This is a genomic window from Acetobacter malorum (assembly GCF_002153605.1).
Classification (GTDB): domain Bacteria; phylum Pseudomonadota; class Alphaproteobacteria; order Acetobacterales; family Acetobacteraceae; genus Acetobacter; species Acetobacter malorum_A.
The window spans coordinates 1-17,777 of the sequence record NZ_JOPG01000024.1; the positions used below are offsets into that span (position 1 = coordinate 1).

Annotated in this window: 12 protein-coding genes and 2 pseudogenes; 10 read left to right on the forward strand and 4 right to left on the reverse strand. The window is 50.5% G+C overall.

The window, feature by feature from the left end; all coding sequences use genetic code 11:
- Positions 1 to 2,173 (forward strand): ATP-dependent DNA helicase (locus HK23_RS10645; protein WP_143217551.1); only part of this gene is annotated, 2,173 nt, incomplete at its 5' end.
- Between the two features lie 99 nt (positions 2,174 to 2,272).
- Here HK23_RS10645 and HK23_RS10650 read toward each other — a convergent pair.
- Positions 2,273 to 2,476, reverse strand: coding sequence for a cold-shock protein (locus HK23_RS10650; RefSeq protein WP_043550519.1), 204 nt, complete (start codon positions 2,474 to 2,476; stop codon positions 2,273 to 2,275).
- Positions 2,477 to 2,546: 70 nt separating this feature from the next.
- Positions 2,547 to 3,272, reverse strand: a complete 726-nt coding sequence (locus tag HK23_RS10655; RefSeq protein ID WP_086653945.1) for a dienelactone hydrolase family protein — start codon at positions 3,270 to 3,272, stop codon at positions 2,547 to 2,549.
- 211 nt (positions 3,273 to 3,483) lie between these two features.
- Here HK23_RS10655 and groES point away from each other — a divergent pair, with 211 nt between their 5' ends.
- The 4 genes from groES (at position 3,484) to HK23_RS10675 (ending at position 10,190) form a co-directional block, all read left to right on the forward strand.
- Entirely contained in the window at positions 3,484 to 3,777 is a 294-nt protein-coding gene (groES, locus tag HK23_RS10660) for a co-chaperone GroES (RefSeq protein WP_063907375.1), read from the forward strand.
- A 60-nt stretch (positions 3,778 to 3,837) separates the two neighbouring features.
- On the forward strand, positions 3,838 to 5,478 hold the full coding sequence (groL, locus tag HK23_RS10665; RefSeq protein ID WP_086653946.1) for a chaperonin GroEL: 1,641 nt from the start codon (positions 3,838 to 3,840) through the stop codon (positions 5,476 to 5,478).
- A 297-nt stretch (positions 5,479 to 5,775) separates the two neighbouring features.
- A complete protein-coding gene (locus HK23_RS10670) occupies positions 5,776 to 7,902 on the forward strand; it encodes an HAD-IIIC family phosphatase (protein WP_256940157.1) in 2,127 nt (708 codons plus the stop codon).
- A 53-nt stretch (positions 7,903 to 7,955) separates the two neighbouring features.
- Entirely contained in the window at positions 7,956 to 10,190 is a 2,235-nt protein-coding gene (locus tag HK23_RS10675; RefSeq protein ID WP_086653947.1) for an HAD-IIIC family phosphatase, read from the forward strand.
- Positions 10,191 to 10,232: 42 nt separating this feature from the next.
- Here HK23_RS10675 and cysE read toward each other — a convergent pair whose 3' ends face one another.
- On the reverse strand, positions 10,233 to 10,994 hold the full coding sequence (cysE, locus tag HK23_RS10680) for a serine O-acetyltransferase (protein WP_373270328.1): 762 nt from the start codon (positions 10,992 to 10,994) through the stop codon (positions 10,233 to 10,235).
- Between the two features lie 143 nt (positions 10,995 to 11,137).
- Complete coding sequence (locus HK23_RS10685; RefSeq protein WP_086653949.1) at positions 11,138 to 12,391, reverse strand: UbiH/UbiF/VisC/COQ6 family ubiquinone biosynthesis hydroxylase; 1,254 nt, start codon at positions 12,389 to 12,391, stop codon at positions 11,138 to 11,140.
- Between the two features lie 224 nt (positions 12,392 to 12,615).
- Here HK23_RS10685 and HK23_RS10690 point away from each other — a divergent pair, with 224 nt between their 5' ends.
- From HK23_RS10690 to HK23_RS10705, 5 genes and pseudogenes are all read left to right on the forward strand, one after another.
- Positions 12,616 to 12,954 (forward strand): P-II family nitrogen regulator, encoded by a 339-nt coding sequence (locus tag HK23_RS10690; protein WP_086653952.1) that lies wholly within the window; start codon positions 12,616 to 12,618, stop codon positions 12,952 to 12,954.
- Positions 12,955 to 13,125: 171 nt separating this feature from the next.
- Positions 13,126 to 13,995, forward strand: a complete 870-nt coding sequence (locus tag HK23_RS10695) for a glycosyltransferase family 2 protein (protein WP_143217552.1) — start codon at positions 13,126 to 13,128, stop codon at positions 13,993 to 13,995.
- 63 nt (positions 13,996 to 14,058) lie between these two features.
- Positions 14,059 to 15,732 carry an SGNH/GDSL hydrolase family protein gene (locus tag HK23_RS14370; protein ID WP_143217553.1) on the forward strand — a complete coding sequence of 558 codons (1,674 nt, stop codon included), beginning with the start codon at positions 14,059 to 14,061 and terminating at the stop codon, positions 15,730 to 15,732.
- Positions 15,733 to 15,786: 54 nt separating this feature from the next.
- Positions 15,787 to 16,431 (forward strand): annotated as a pseudogene (locus HK23_RS10700) (transposase); the annotation flags it as partial.
- 61 nt (positions 16,432 to 16,492) lie between these two features.
- Positions 16,493 to 17,589: pseudogene (locus HK23_RS10705) on the forward strand (IS5 family transposase).
- Positions 17,590 to 17,777 lie beyond the last annotated feature (188 nt).

A 17,777-nucleotide genomic window follows, 5' to 3' on the forward strand; every position in this document is an offset into this window, starting at 1 on the left:
GCTGGGCTATACCCCCCCCGCCAGTGTCTGGGCGCAACGCAATGGCGGTAGCGTGTGGATCAGTACCTACACGCGTCACCTGCAACGCCAGATTGAACAGGAAACGCATCGGCTTTTCCCCGATGACGCCACGCGCCGCCACCATATTGTGCTGCGTAAGGGGCGCGAGAATTATCTCTGCCTGCTGAACATGGAAGAGGCCGTCAACAGCGCGGCCTCCCGCCTTGCGGGTGTCACCATCGCCCTCGCCATGCTGGCCCGATGGACGCGCGCCACCGCAGATGGGGATCTGCTGGGGGGCGATCTGCCGGGCTGGTTTGGGGATCTGTATGGCCAGGGAAGTGTCTTTGGCGTCGCGGACCGGCGGGGCGAATGTATTCATGGGGCCTGCCCACATTATCAGCGCTGTTTTGTGGAACACACCATCCGGCGGGCACGGGAGGCAGATCTGGTTATTGCCAACCATGCACTGGTGATGGCGCAAGCGGCTTACGCACAGGCGGCCATGGGCGATGACGCTGAGGAAACGGAAGAAGACGCTACCCCGTCCCGCTATATTTTTGACGAAGGCCATCATCTGGCCGACGCAGCCGACGGGGCGTTTTCTGCCGAACTCTCCGGGCTGGAAGCTGCCGAGCTTCGCCGTTGGCTCTTGGGGGCAGAAGGCCGTCGCTCGCGTGCCCGTGGTCTGAAACGACGGCTGGATGACCTGGTCGTTGGGTTCCCGCGGCTGGAAGCCCCGCTGGACGCGGCTCTCATGGCGGCCCACGCCCTGCCCGCTCCCGGCTGGTCTGCCCGGCTGGCGGATGCTGAATCCTCTGAGACGTCACCGCCCGAGCCACCCCCTTTTGATGACCCGGACGGACTTTTTCCGCCTCAGCCTGTTCTTGCAGAACCGGTTCTGGAAAACCCGACTGAGAGCTTCCTGCGCCTCCTCCGCCAACAAGTGCTGGCACGCAGCGAGGACCGCCGGCAGACGCACCAGTATGGCGCACTGGAATGTGATCTGCATCCGCTTATCCCGGACCTCACAGAATCCGGACAGGCTCTGGCTCGCGCACTCAGCCGTATTGCCGAACCACTCCGCACACTTGCCGAACGCCTTCAGGCCCGCTTGCAGGATGACGCGGACTCTCTGGACAGCGTGACACGTGGCCGCATTGAAGCCATGGTGCGTGGCCTTCGTCGGCGCGCTATCACACGACTGGATGCGTGGATTTCCATGCTGGATGCTCTGGACCAGCCGCCGCCAGCCGATACCACTCCAACGCATATTCATTTCATCCGTCTGGACAGGCGGCAACAGCAGCGTCCCGGCGAGCATGATGTCGGTCTCCACCGCCATTGGCTGGACCCGACCATTCCTTTTGCCGCAGTCATGGCCATGCCAGCCCAAGGCATGCTCATCACATCCGCAACGCTGCGCGATCAGTCAGACGCAACGCATGGACAGGATGAGCCGGAAACAGAAGAAGCCGAACACGCATGGGAAGCTGCGGAAGCCCGCACCGGCGCCAATCACTTCCCCTCGCCTGCTATTCGCGCCAGCCTGACCAGCCCGTTTGATTACGCGCGGCAGACACGCACCTTTATTGTCACGGATGTGGACCACGCCAGCATTGCCGATCTGGCCGCAGCCTATCGCACGCTGTTTGAAGCCTCTGGCGGGGGGGGACTGGGCCTGTTTACCGCCATCTCCCGGTTACGCGGCGTACATAGCCGCATCGCCCCCGCGCTGGAGGACCAGGGTCTGCCGCTTTACGCCCAGCATGTCGATGCGATGGATAACGCCACGCTGGTGGATATTTTCCGCACCGAGGAACATGCCTGCCTGCTGGGCACGGATGCCATGCGCGACGGGGTAGACGTTCCGGGCAATGCCCTGCGTCTGGTTGTGTTTGAACGAGTGCCGTGGCCACGTCCGGACATTCTGCACAGAGAACGCCGTATTCACCTCTCTGGGGGTGATACCACGGGATATGATGACCGGATTGCACGCCTGCGGTTGCGGCAGGCCTTTGGACGGCTCATCAGAAGCCAGTCAGACAAAGGCGTCTTTGTATTACTGGATCGCCGCACGCCATCGCGTCTGCTGTCGGCTTTTCCTCCCGGAGCGGAAGTGCGACGTCTGGGGCTGGCAGATGCAGCGCGGGAAATCAGAGCGTTTTTATAAAACCGCGCAGTCCGGCTGCCAGCTGGACCCCAATAAGCAGACCAAACAGGCAGACCAAAACGCACGTCCGGGCTTTGCAGCCTTTCGTCTTAAGCCGACTTAGATCGGCTTAAGTTCAGTCGCGGCAACTTTACCACGCTCGGTCACGAGTTCGTATGAGACTTTTTCGTTCTCATTCAGACCACGCAGACCAGCAGCCTGCACAGCTGTGATATGAACGAAGACATCCTTGCCCCCATCGTCAGGTGCGATGAAACCAAAGCCTTTAGTGGCATTAAACCATTTAACTGTACCGGTCGGCATAGGCGGGTAACTTTCCCTGATATCTCCTACCGGACAACCATATGGCCGGTTACAGGATGTACTTATCGGGTCACGAAGATGCGGTCTTGTCAATCAAAATACCCTCTGCCGGCGCTCCGTGCCGGGCATGAGACCGCAGATGCGCTTCCAGAAAGGCAACACTGCGTTTCTGCGCCAGTTCGTAGGCATCCAGATCAAACGAAGCCCGCTGGGAGCAGCCAAAGCCGTGCCCGGCGCCGTCATACATATAAATTTCAATCTCAGGGTGAGCGGACCGAATAGTACTCACATCTGTGTGTGGAATAGTGGTGTCCGCCTCACCAAAATGCAGCTGAACAGGGCAGCGCGGAGTCTCATCAATCCGTGCGGCAATGCCGCCGCCATACCAGCCGACAGCAACCGCAAAACTGCTGGTCTGGGAGGCCGCTTCCCACGCCAGCAGGCCACCCCAGCAATAGCCGATAATACCAACCTTTGCTGCGTTCAGAGCAGCCGCTGCGGCTTCCAGGTCCCGCAGCGTTTCCGCCAGCGGAATCCGGCTCCGCAGTGCCAGCCCACTCTGAATATCGGCTTTTTCGTAGCCCAGCTCCACATCCGGCTCGGCGCGATCAAACAACGCGGGAGCGATAACGTGAAAACCATGCTCGGCAAAAGTATCGCACACATGGCGGATATGGCTGTTCACGCCAAAAATTTCCTGCACCACAACCAGTGCGTAGGGCATGTCGGCATGTCCGGCTTCGTAGGCTGAAAATTCCTGCCCGTCTGCCGCTTTCAATGTGATCATCTGTCCCATGCTTCGACTCCCTATGGGTAAAAATTAAACGTCAAAGAAAGTTTTCCACATTTCTTGACTCAGGAGGAGGACAAACCTATCTCCTGTTTTGGCACTCCCGGGGTGGGAGTGCTAACGCAACGCGGCGTTTATTACGCGCGGTAGATGCAGGTGGTGTCGCTTCCTGACAAGGGCGCCACCGCAGCAAAAAAAGAATGTGGAGCGATCCATAATGACGAAGTTTCGTCCTTTACACGACCGAGTAGTCGTTCGTCGTCTCGAAAGCGAAGAGAAGACGGTTGGCGGCATTATCATCCCTGACACGGCTAAAGAAAAGCCGATGGAAGGCGAAGTCGTTTCCGCAGGTCCTGGCGCTCGTAACGAGCAGGGGCAGGTTGTGGCGCTTGATGTCAAGGCCGGTGACCGCGTTCTGTTCGGCAAATGGTCCGGCACGGAAGTGAAGATCGACGGCGAAGAGCTACTGATCATGAAAGAAAGCGACATTCTGGGCGTGATTTCCGCCTGAGTGTGACGCGCTGATCCGCTTTTCGACCTTATAAACTGATCTCTCACAGGAGAATTTGATATGGCTGCCAAAGACGTAAAGTTTGGTGGTGACGCTCGCCAGCGTATGCTGCGTGGCGTTGACATCCTTGCTGACGCTGTAAAAGTGACGCTGGGCCCCAAAGGCCGTAACGTTGTGCTCGACAAGAGCTTCGGCGCACCGCGCATCACCAAAGACGGTGTGTCTGTTGCCAAAGAAATCGAACTGGCTGACAAGTTCGAAAACATGGGCGCACAGATGCTGCGCGAAGTGGCCTCCAAAACCAACGACATCGCTGGTGACGGCACGACCACCGCAACCGTTCTGGCTCAGGCTATCGTGCGTGAAGGCCACAAGGCTGTTGCTGCCGGCATGAACCCGATGGACCTCAAGCGCGGGATCGACAAAGCTGTCTCCGCTGTTGTTGAGGAACTGAAGAAGAACACCAAGAAGATCACGACCCCGGCGGAAACCGCTCAGGTCGGCACGATCTCCGCTAACGGTGAAGCCGAAATCGGCCAGATGATCTCCGAAGCCATGCAGAAAGTTGGCTCCGAAGGCGTCATCACGGTTGAAGAAGCCAAGCACTTCCAGACCGAGCTGGACGTGGTTGAAGGCATGCAGTTCGACCGTGGCTACATCTCCCCCTACTTCGTGACCAACACGGAGAAGATGACGGCCGATCTGGAAAACCCCTACATCCTGATCCATGAAAAGAAGCTGTCTTCTCTTCAGCCGATCCTGCCGCTGCTTGAAGCTGTTGTGCAGTCCGGTCGTCCGCTGCTGATCATTGCAGAAGACGTGGATGGTGAAGCTCTGGCAACTCTGGTTGTCAACAAGCTGCGCGGTGGCCTGAAAATTGCTGCTGTTAAGGCTCCGGGCTTTGGTGACCGTCGTAAAGCCATGCTGGAAGACATCGCTATCCTGACCGGTGGTCAGGTTATCAGCGAAGACCTCGGCATCAAGCTCGAAACCGTTACGCTGCCCATGCTCGGCACGGCTAAAAAAGTCCGTATCGACAAAGAAAACACGACCATCGTTGATGGTGCAGGCAAGTCCGAAGAAATCAAGGGCCGTTGCAAGCAAATCCGTGCGCAGATTGAGGAAACCTCCTCTGACTACGACCGTGAAAAGCTGCAGGAACGTCTGGCCAAACTGGCTGGTGGCGTTGCCGTGATCCGCGTTGGTGGCTCCACGGAAATTGAAGTCAAGGAACGCAAAGACCGCGTTGACGATGCTCTGCACGCAACCCGCGCTGCTGTTGAAGAAGGCATCGTTCCGGGTGGTGGCACGGCTCTGGCTCGCGCTTCTGCCAACCTGTCTCACCTGCACTACCACAATGACGATCAGCGCGTTGGTGGCGACATCATCCGCAAGGCTCTGCAGGCTCCGCTGCGCCAGATCGCTCATAACGCTGGTGAAGATGGTGCGGTTATCGCCAACAAAGTGCTGGAATCCAAAGACTACGCTTTTGGCTTCGACGCACAGGCTGGCGAATACAAGAACCTGGTTGATGCCGGCATTATCGACCCGACCAAGGTTGTCCGCACTGCTCTGCAGGACGCAGCTTCTGTTGCTGGCCTGCTGATCACGACGGAAGCCATGGTTGCAGAACGCCCCGAAAAGAAAGCCGCTCCGGCTGGCGGCCCTGACATGGGCAGCATGGGTGGCATGGACTTCTAAGAGTAGAATTTTATTACTCTTAGAATTTCCCAAAACACCTTAAAAGGTGGGGACGCCTTCAAAGCGTCCCCACCTTTTTATTTTCGGTTTCTCGAATAGAAATAGTCATATTTTTCTTTTGAAATAGATTTTTTACAATTTAATTACTTTATACGCATCCTAAATATGTTTTTATCCGCATAGTTTTACCCAATCTCCCTAGTGTCACACCTTTAACGCTGGATAGCCCGCACTTTATAATTTAGAATAAAATCTAATTTGTTTTTAAGCTCTAGTTGATTACCCAAGAGGAATAAAATGTCAGATTCACTCACTTCTCCCAAAACGTTTTTAGAAGATGTGGAATGGACATGGGGACCTCTCAACCTGGCTCCCCTGACAACATCTCTGCGATTTGGCGCTGATGGGCTGATTAAAGGATACGAGCATGAAAACGAACACTCCTGGTCATTGAAGGACGATGTTCTGGAAATTCATGCTGCGGATGGTCGCTGCATGTGGCGTTTTGAGCAGATTTTTGACTCAGGAAGCGCTGTAACTCTCATCAGCTATCCCCAGCAAGATCCACTCTGGAGTGTTTTCTTTGGCCTGAGTGCTTTAAAAGCAGATATTACCACTGTTGTTGAAACAAAAGAACACTCCTTAGAACCACAAGTTTCTGAGAAAAAAGAAAAAAAACCTGAAGGTATTCGTCTTGTAATCTGGGATCTTGACGATACATTCTGGCAAGGAACTTTGTCAGAGGGTGAAATCACGCCCATTCAGAAAACAATTGATATTGTTAAAACCCTTAACAGCCGAGGCATTGTAAATGCCATCTGCTCCCGCAATACGTTTGAAGACACAAAGAAACGTCTGGAGCAACTCGGAGTTTGGGATGATTTTGTCTTCCCACGGATCGCCTGGGCCCCTAAAGGGCCGCTCATCCAGGACATTATTGAAAAAATTCAGCTTCGTCCCGAAACTGTACTTTTCATTGATGATAATGTTACCAACCTCAATGAGGCTAAGCATTTTGTTCCTGAGCTAAATGTTGCCGAACCCAGTATCATTGCGACGTTGCTTGATGATCCCAGATTTGCAGGTAAACCCGACCCCGACCTAAGCCGCCTCAAACGCTATCAGGTACTTGAAACAAAGCAGAACGACATGTCTGCGAGTGGTGGCGACAACGAAGCTTTCCTACGCAAAAGTGATATTCGTGTCAGCTTCCATGCCGATGTTGAAGCAGAGTTTCCACGCATTCATGATCTGGTTAATCGCACCAACCAGCTCAACTTCACGAAAAACCGGTGGCCTGAAGACATAGAAGAAGCGCGTCTCCGTTTTCAGGAAGAAGTTGAAGCCGACTTCGATACAGATGTTGGTTACGTAAAAGTTGCCGATGCTTACGGAAATTATGGTATTTGTGGTTTTTACCTCTCCAGAAAAAATGAATTTCTCCATTTCCTCTTTTCATGCCGAACCATGAATATGGGGGTGGAGCAGTTTGTGTGGCGCAAACTGGGAGAACGTCACGTTCCAATTCAGGGGAAAGTTGGCTCAAAACTGGAAACACCCGTTGTTGACTGGATTACCGTTGTCGCTGACGTAGACAAAAGCTCATCTGAAGAAAACACCAATGAAAAGCGGCTGCAGGTCTGTATTCGTGGAGCCTGCGATATGATGATGACGTCCAATTTCCTACGTACAAAAGTCAACACGCTCGAGGAGCTTAACTACGCTTACGAAGGCTGGGAAATAATTGCCTCACCGCGTTTTGTCGCTCTTTGCAAAGACATGAAAGACGAACGAAACCGGGAAATTGTTGCCCGCCTCCCCGGCATTCCTCCCAATCGCTTTGAAACAGATGTTCTTTCTGAGACCTCTGATGTTTACGTCTTTTCTTTCTCGCAGGAATCTTTCCACGGGCTTTATCAATCCAAAACAACGGGGATGATCATCCCGATGGGCCATTTCGGCCTTCCCTACCACCTGCCCGGCGGCCCGAAAGACAAGTTCGACTACACCGCTGTAACGTATGACGAACTACTCAAATTTGGCGTGGAAGATGTTTCAGAAGATCAGTGGAACTTCTTCCGGAATGAATTCACATTCCTTGGAGGTTTCCAGAAAGACATCTTCCTGCGTGACTTGCGTTATATGTTTAACCGCCTGCTGAATGCACAAAAACGCGTTATTATTATTGGTCTTAACCAGTCAGTTGGTCGCGATCATAAGCTTCTTGAATTTTTTGGTGAAATCAACGCTCTGGTACGCCCACTCGCAACAAAATATGGCTTTGACTATATCGATATTAATGATGTTCTGAAAACAGAAGACGATTTAGCCAAAGATGGAATGTTTGGCGGTGCCCACTTTGACCGTCCGGTCTATAAAGCTCTTTCGGACAGAATTCTTAATTTGCTTCAGCCTGTGCACTAAGCCACTGTCCTATTCACTGAGTATCACGTCTGTTTTTACGTCGTAGGTTGATAATGATTAAAACGAAAAACTTTCAAGGGCAGTCCGCCGTTGTGTCTCCACCGGTTACTAATTTTCGCTGGGTTTTTGGGCCAACCAACGGAACACCTTTGTCTGACCAACTGATCCTCAGTCCGTCAGGAGAAATCAAAGGATACTCGCATCCTAATGAGCGATCCTGGCGTATAGAAAATTACCGTCTTTTGCTTTTAAATGAAGGCGGCGAAGTCATGTGGCGTTCCATCGAAGCCTTTAAAGACCCTGAAGGGCTTCTTACAATCATTTTGGAACATCCAGGAAATCCTGACACACGCTTCATGCTCAAACAGCATGCTATTATCCTGCCCGATAATACTACCCCCCCGGTTATAAAGCAGGTCAAAGCGCCTCTCGAAATTCAACCTGCCCCACAACCGTCAGCGACTCCCGCAGGTCTGTCCGATGCTGAATTCCTGTTCCCATCTGACCTTGAAGTCACACCCATAAAAATCGGAAAAGTGCTGCTGGTTGGCTCCTGCCTGACCGCGCTTTATCATGAGCAACTTCAGGCACGCCATCCTGAAACGAAGTTTGACTATATCCCCTATAATTTCGTCAGTGTTCTTCCTGAGGCACCCCCTTCTCCCGCCTCGGAGTATGACTTCCAATATTTGCAGATCCCGCTACGCTCTGTATTGAGCGACCGCGTTATCTGGGGTTTTCGCTTTAACGAGGAAGGCTTCACCAAAACCATCTTGCAGGACGCTTACAGCATCATTGATGCCATGCTTTCCAGCGCAATGATCTACAATGAGCGGCATGGCCTGCTGACATTCGTTTCCAATTTCATTGTGCCGCAGATGAGCACCGCGTCCAGCATGTATGAACGTGGCAGCAACAATGATCTGACAACGATTGTCCAGAGACTGAATGACTATCTGAACGAAAAAGTTGCGAGCTATAAAAACGCCTATCTTCTCAATGTTGACGCCGTAGCATCAACAATTGGTAAGCGTTATATTCTGGATGACCTCGTTTATTTCTATTCGCATGGCGCTGTGACCTATCAGGACTGGGATGATTTTGGTTCTATTGCCAGAAATGAACCCATTCCCCCTCTGGAAACAGTCTACCCTGTTAAAAAAGACGAGTTTCTTGATGCCATCTTCCGTCAGATGGTCACGGCTTACCGCACTACAAAACAGGTCGATCAGGTCAAGGCTGTTGTGTTTGATCTGGATAACACACTGTGGCGAGGCCAGATTGCCGAACATTATCGCCCGGAAGCGCAACCCTGGCCCCGGACGGATGGCTGGCCTCTCGGAATCTGGGAAGCCATCCACTACCTGCGCGCCCGCGGCATCCTTGTCGCGATCTGCTCCAAAAATGACTATGACTACGTTAAAAACAGATGGGATGACGTCATTGAGCCCAAGCTGATTTCTCTGGATGATTTCTCGTCCGTCAAAATCAACTGGACGCCCAAGGCCCAGAACATTTCTGAAATCTGCAAAGAATTCAACATCAAGCCAAAGAGCGTGGTTTTTGTTGATGACAACCCTGTAGAACGTGCCGCTGTTGCATCTGCTCTGCCGGATGTTCGGGTTATCGGCGGCAATCCTTACCTGACCCGCCGTATTCTCCTGTGGTCTGCTGAGACTCAGATTGCACGCATGACAGAAGAATCTGGCAAGCGTGAGGAGATGATCCGCGGCCAGATTGAACGTGAAGAAACCCGTTCCACCATGGACAGGTCTGAGTTCCTTGCGTCTCTTCACTGCGAGGTCTCGTTCATCGACATCACCAGCACAGACCAGGCTGAGTTTGGTCGCGCATTGGAACTGACCAATAAAACCAATCAGTTCAACACGAACGGACAGCGCTGGTCTTTTGAAAAGATTGCCGATTTCCTCAAGACTGGCGGTAAAATTCTTGCATTCAAGGTCAAAGACAAATTCACCGAATATGGCCTTGTCGGCGTTCTTTACCTGAAAGGCACAGAAATCACGCAATACGTTATGAGTTGCCGCGTTCTGGGGATGGAAGTGGAAGAGTTTGTCGTTGCGGAAGCGGTCAAACTCCTGCGGTCCGCCCATACAGGTGAAACAGACATCATAGCCACGATTAAAGAAACACCGGACAACACCCCATGTCGGGAAGTTTATCTGCGGGCTGGATTCCGGGAAATTGCACCTGAGAATGGTATCAGGCGGTTCATTCTGGATGGTGACGAAGTGCCAATGCTACCACTTCACATCAAGAAAGCCTGATATAAAAAACCCCCGCATCCACCAAGATGCGGGGGTTTTTCTCTAGATAATGTAATCAATGGGAGGAAGCATCTGGTCCATGCTTAAGGCCGGCATGCCAGAATGTCGGGTGCCTACCCTGCGTGCCGGATTTCCCACAACCGTCGTAAAGGCTGGCACGGACTCCAGAACAATGGATCCCGCTCCAATTTTAGCCCCTTCGCCAATTTCGATATTTCCCAGTACCTTCGCCCCAGCGCCAATCAATACGCCGCGCCGCACCTTGGGATGACGATCTCCGGAATGTTTCCCCGTCCCTCCCAGAGTGACTTCCTGCAGGATGGACACATCATCTTCAATGATAGAGGTCTCCCCCACCACAATGCCCGTTCCGTGATCAAAGAGGATACGACGTCCCAGACGAGCGGCAGGATGAATATCGACACCGAACAATTCAGAACCGCGGCTCTGTAAATGTAATGCCAGATGGCGTCGTCCAGCACGCCAGAGCCAGTGTGCGACGCGATAACTCTGAACCGCGTGGAAGCCTTTGAAAAACAGAAATGGCGTCACATAATCAGGGCATGCCGGATCTCGCTCACGAATAGCCACCATATCTGCTGCCGCAGCACAAACAATCTCCGGCTGCGCGTCAAAGCCTTCTTTCACCAGCTCTGCCAGAGCATCCGCAGCGACAGATCTGTCCCCCAGTTTCCGCCCCAGCAAAGCTGCTAAAGCAGAGGCAAAATCTGCGTGGCTTCGTATTCCGGTCGCCAGCAACCCTCGCACAAGGGGGTCATGACACACACACGCCTGCTCAACCATTTCCTGCCACAGGAGGTCCAGTTTTGGCGAACACAGACTGAATTCATCAAAATGGCTGGAGAGAATAGAAGACACGTGCGGCCTGTTCATACGCAGGTCCTTTCTTTTAGAAAGCAGCTGGCTTCTGCCGTTATCGTCCTGCTTTAAAGCCCCATGGCGTGCTTTACAAAGGCCTTTCTCAATTTTGGGAGACGATGAACGCCAGCGATCCCGATATCACGGGCGAGCCGGATTACGGGGTTATCATTGCTAAACAGCCTATCCAGCGCATCGGTTGCCGCGAGCATGAGCATATTGGCAGGGCGACAACGAGCCTGATAGCGCGCCAACAAGGCTGGCGCTCCCAGATCTTCACCTTTGGCATGCGCTGTGATCAAAATATCGCTAAGAGCGATGATATCCCGGAAGCCCAGATTGAGCCCCTGCCCTGCAATCGGGTGAATACCGTGGGCAGCATCCCCGACCAGCAGCAATCGGGTATCCGTATAACGTTGCGCATATTGTGCTGAGAGAGGGTAAACCCAACGGCGACCAACCGGTGTCACTTTTCCCAGCCGGTTACTGCCCATCCGCCGTTCGACTTCCCGAGCAAACATATCATCTGGCAAATCAGCAAAACGCTGAGCCAGAGCATCTTTGTCGCTCCAGACAATCGCGGAAAGATAAGGGTGCTCTTCGGTGCCGGCCATCGGCAGCTGCGCGAATGGTCCTGCTGGCAGAAAATGCTCCAAAGCTCCATTATCGTGCGGGAATTCATGCGCAATTGCGCAAACAATGGCCGTTTGTCCGTACGACAATTTTGTCAGCGGAATTCCTGCTTCCGCCCGCAAACGACTTTTTCGTCCATCTGCAGCAACAACCAAAGACGCTTTGAATGAACGTCCGTCTTTCAGGTGGATATCGGCACCCTCTGCCTTCCTGACTACTTTAGCTTCTGTGGGGGCCAGCACCGTAATGTTAGGCATCGTATGAAGCTGGGCATTCAAAGCCACACGTAAAGCCCGCGCCTCGACCATCCAGCCAAAAGGCTGATGGGCATCTTCCCGCGTAAACTCTAGGAAGAGTGAAGATGCAGGCTCTCCTGGCCGACCATCTGTTACAAGAATATCTTCAATCGGACCGGCGGGAAGTGGCAGGACATCCCAGATCCCCGCTTCTTCCAGAAGTTTTTTGGGACCGGCGGCAATGGCATAAGCCCGACCATCAAAATCAGGATGTTCCATAGGAGGCAGATCGGCACGGTCAACAATAGCAACCCGTATGCCTTCCACCGCTAGGCGACACGCCAGAGAACCCCCTACAGGGCCAGCTCCGATAATGCACACATCGACACCCTGCACTGGCGGATGCGAAGACGTGACAGCATTCTGAAAAGCAGATGCAGACGTGGCAGCCATTGACGTTATCCCTCATACACAGTGCTCGCTGACAAAGGCCGGAAAACTGACCACGAGCAAAAAACCATCCTTCTTTTATCCCACCCCAGCAGAAAGGCCAGAGAGGGAGGCTCGTCAACCAGCCAAAAATCTGGCATATTTGCGTATGCAACACCTATATAGAGGCTGAGTATGGCGGTTATCTTCGGCCTTCAGCCTGCAAAAAAGACAAGGATGTGGATTTCATGAAGCTGGTGACCGCGATTATAAAGCCCTTCAAGCTTGATGATGTCCGTGAAGCTCTTGCGCCGCTGGGCATTCAGGGACTGACAGTCTCTGAAGTTAAAGGTTTTGGCCGCCAGAAAGGACAGACAGAAATTTACCGTGGCGCGGAGTATCGCATCAGTTTTCTCCCAAAGATTAAAGTCGAGATTGCAGTTTCCGATGCTCTGGCAGATCAGGTCATTGAGACCATCTTGGATACCGCTCATACGGGTAAAATTGGTGACGGGAAAATTTTTATAAGTGAAATCAATCATGTCGTAAGAATCAGGACCCGTGAAACAGGCGATGAAGCTTTGTAGAGGAAATAAAGTAAATTTCATGATGCCGTAGATTAATATTCTTAGGCTCCTCCTTTTACTAAAAAATGCTAAATGCAGAGATTTGTGATGATTTAAACAAGCCTTGTACCTTCCCCTGAACATATACTAGAAACCCCAAATTCGATCAAAAAACGGCCCATGAGGAATATTATGAAAGCAGCTGCAGTTACTTATATTTTCAATGAAGATATTAACCTTGCGATTTGGGTTGATCATTACGGCCGAGAGTTTGGTAGAGAAAACCTGTTTATTATTGATTCTGGTTCAGATCAAAAACCTTCCATCAATTTGGATGGAATTAACGTCATCAATTTACCAAAAATTTTATTTGATGATGCAAATAAATCTTTTGCTTTGTCAGCACTCCAAAATACATTAGTTCGTTATTATGACTGTACTGTCGTTTCGGATTGTGATGAAATTTTAGTTGCGAACCCTCAAAAATACAGAAACCTTAAAGATTATATTCAAAATGGTCTTTCTGACTATGCAACTGCCATAGGCTTAAATATAGTCCATGCAATAGACCGTGAGCCACCTATGGATTTTAATCAGCCCATTATTTCTCAAAGACACTACGCTATTTTCAATAGCTTTGAAACAAAAACTCTAATTAGCCGACTTCCACTCACCTGGTCTCCTGGCTTACACTATACCAAAAATCCTCAGAAAATAGATCCGGATTTATTTAATTTTCACTTGAAGCTTTTTGATTATGAGACTGCAATGACAAGGCATACAAAGAACAAAAAAAATATTTGGCAAAATGAACAGGAAATGACTAAATCTCATCACCATACTTCACTGGAAGTATTTTTCTCGAGCACGTTCAAACCTGTTCTTGATATGCTATCTAATGGGATTTTAGACCCTTTTAATTTTGACGAAAAAATAAATAAACTTGAAAAAAATAGCCAAAAAGATGATGAAGGATTCTTTTATTTCAATAGTGAAGAATATCAATTCGTAGAAATTCCAGAATATTTTAATAATTCAATTCGATGCTCGATTGGCTTATAGCTAATCGGATTGATTTTCTAAAAACATTATTTTGTAATAATGCAGTGACTAGGAGACATAATTTTGCATACATTTTCACCAGAATTATATTCCAAGCAAACCTCCAATTGGATTATTCAAAATGCATACCAGATCCAAGAGAATAATTTAAAGATTTTAAACCTTAATAAAAATATTGTTATACCAGGTGATGATAGTAATGATTTAATGCGCGCTTTAAGCCGCGTTGTATTGCGCGGCAATGCAACGCTCGTTAATGCACGTAATCGTATATGCAATCCGGACCATTTACCTTTCCCTCGCTTATTTCGCCCAACTCTAGAAAGTCACCACTTAAAACACTTTCATCGCAAGATAAAACTTAAAAAGCCTGTAAACTGGGTTTTTTCAGGTGATAGTATTCTTTCTATCGGAGCAGATATTGTATCACCCTCTGAAAGCCCAACACACGCATGGTCTGACGAGATAAAAAAACAAAACCCATTAGCGTCGATAAATTTTTATAATTTAGCAATACCAGCAACTCGTTGGAAAGATTTAGCAGAAAACACCGCCTGCCCACCATGGTGGGGCGCTCCAAGCACAAAAAACTGGCTTGACTATATTATTTCCCTCGCTCCTGATGTCATTGTGCTATGGTTTGGAGGAAATGATTCAGATGGACTTAATACAAAAAGCATGGATTTCGTAATAGATCGTATAAAAAAAGAAGTCCCTTTTTGTGACATCCTTCTTTGCGTTACTTATTTACCATCATATGGTTCTTCGATAGGGGACTATAATACTATAGATGGTCAAATAGGTAGGATGATGGCTCAAAACTATACGCGCAGTTACGCTCGCTGGAAAGATATAGGCTATTTAGATTTTGGCCGTTGGCATCGCATGATACGCGATGGTTACGATCCCTGCGAAATGTCGCTTACCAGAGTTATTCCTAAAAGTGGGACCTCCCTTCCTGCATTCGACCACCTGCTGGAGGTAGAAAATAATGTATGGCAATTTCCAGCCTGTTCTACAGAAAGTGGTATTCTTGCTAATGCGTGCACAGATTGGTCGATAGGCTTCTCATTTGGTAGCTCCCCAAAATCTTTCAGCTTTCCACTCTCAAAAAAATCAGAATACAATCACCAAGATTTTTGCAAAATTCTTTTGGAAAAAAATCGCATTATAGTGTCATTAGAAGGCAGGCACCACACAAATTCTCCAATCTATATTGACACAGGATATAATATTAATCCTAGTGAAACTTTATTTTTCAGCATTACCTTAAAAGATACGCGACTAACAATTTCTATCCCTCGCTCTGACTGGAAGCCTGATGCGGGTTCTGTCATTTTAGGAGGTGGGTTTATAGAAATATTTGATATGCATATTCCTCGTTTTGGGGGATGTTACAACCCTTTCATTAAGCTTGAAGAAAATACACTGCTCTGCGTTTATAATCTTTGTATTGCAGACTCGACAAAAGCTACTGGAGGCTGTGAGCGCTTTATGCCATATGTTACGGACTATGACCTCTATTGCGCTTCTGTATCTGCAGGTGGATCCAATCATTATCACCAAAATACTTACGGAGTAAGAGACAGCCTAGCTCCTGTTATTCGGCAAGAGAAATGGACCACAGACATCGTTTCTCAATCAAAATTTGAAAACATACAATCCCCACCAACAGAAAAAGATTTCAACAAACTTCTCGATTGTCTTAGACATTCTGGAATTATAGAACATGATTGAATATAATATTATTTTAATTTTATCGATAACATTGATTTTTGTTAATAATATAATGCTGAGAAAAGCAAAGGTGGCCATTCTCCGTATGATTCCGTGTTGATTTTTAAAGTTCCGGTCATCCAGACGCTGAATAATTTTCATAATGAGCAGACAGAATACCTGATCAACGGACGCCTTTTCTTTATGCGTTTCCTTGAGTTGAGCCTATGCGAACCGCGTGCTTGATGCAAAAACAGTCTAGCTGTTTCGCCAACGCCTGAAACAAACAGCTGATGCTATTGAAAGACTTTTGGTCGACTTGATGTGACCTGGCGGAACGTCGGTTATCTACCGATGTCAGGCCAGATCGTGGACGCAATGCTGGTGGCTGCTTCAAAGCGGCGCAATACAATGGAGATAAAGCGGATCTTCAAGAGGGACTAATCCCGCAGGACTGGCAGGACAAGCCGTCCAGCGATCTCGCTATCCCGTTCTTTGGCTACAATTTCCATCGACCGGAAGTTCCGGTTCATCCGGAAATGCAAGACGACGGATGCGGCCGCCGGTGATGGTGCGCGATTGAGAGAGGGGCTGTTGGATAAAACCAATACGGCTTCAACGGTCTGGGCTGACACGACCTATCGCTAGAAAGCGAATGAGGACTTCATGGACAAAGAGGGTTTCGTCTCAAAGGTTCACAGAAAAAAGCCACATCTCAAGCTGGAGACCCGCAAAAACTGGTAGCGTTTGGACGGCTATGATGATTCATCGAAGTTACGCGATCACGGAGGCCTGCTATGGGTCCCAAGTCCCTGTTCAGTTTGAGCGTCACCTTGATGCATTGAGCAAAGAGGGCGATCCGCTTGAGGTTTTGCAGGAGACGGTGGATTTCGAGTATTTCCGGGCGTGGCTGGTCGAAGTGCTTGGGTGTGGCGATGGTAGCAAAGGCGGCTGCCCACCATTCGATCCGATGATGATGTTCAAGGCCCTGATCCTGCAGGCGCAGCATAATCTGTCAGACACCCGGATGGAGTTCATGATCCGCGATCGGCTAAGTTGGCTGCGATTTCTGGGGCTGTCGCTCGGGGATCGAACGCCGGACGAGAACATGATCCGGCATTTTCGCAATCGCCTGACCGAAACGGGAACGCTCAGGCGGTTGATGAAGGCCTTTGACTGGCAACTCCAGAACAAGGGCTACATTCCAATGTCCGGGCAGATCGTGGACGCCTCGCTGGTGCCTGCGCCAAGACAGCGAAACACCGAGGGCGAACGCGAAGCGATCAACAAGTCAGGGAAGAGCGCCAGCGACATTTGGCCGGACGAGCCGAACAAGGCAGCACAGAAGGATACCGACGCACGCTGGACACCCAAGGTCGGCGGAAAAGTCCGGTATCGGGCAGATGGGACGCCGCCCCCATGATCGCCCTGCCGGTCTTCGGCTACAAATCCCACATCAGCATCGACCGACGCTTCGGCTTCATCCGAGGCATGGCGGTGACTTCGGCGTCAGCGGCAGACGGGCGTCTTCTCCGGCAGGTCGTCAGCACGAACAATACCAGTTCCGAGGTCTGGGCAGACAGTGCCTATCGATCCAGGCGCAACGAGAATTGGCTGTCGGACCAGATGCTCACGTCCCGTATTCATCGGCGCAAACCCATGGGCAAGCCGATGTCGAAGGCAACTGCGCGGGCCAATGCCGCCAAATCCTTGATCCGTGCGCATGTTGAGCATGTCTTCGCGCATCAGAAAAACCGGCTTAACCTGTTCATCCGCACCATCGGCCTCGCCCGCGCTGAGGCGAAACTGACCCTTTGCAACCTGGCCTACAACTTCAATTGGCTGATCTTCCACGAGCGTCTAGAAACCGCAGGCTGACTCTGCCTGAAAGTCGGCAAAACCGGCGAAATCAACGACGGGTATCGTGGAAATCGGTCCGAATGATACCCTTGGTGTGCCCCGCAACCTCGACGTCATCAAGCCGGCCCACTTCGCCAAAAATTACCCGGTTTTTGCGGGTCTCCAGCTTATGCCCCGCCATATCCAGCGCTCCAATGCCGCTAAGT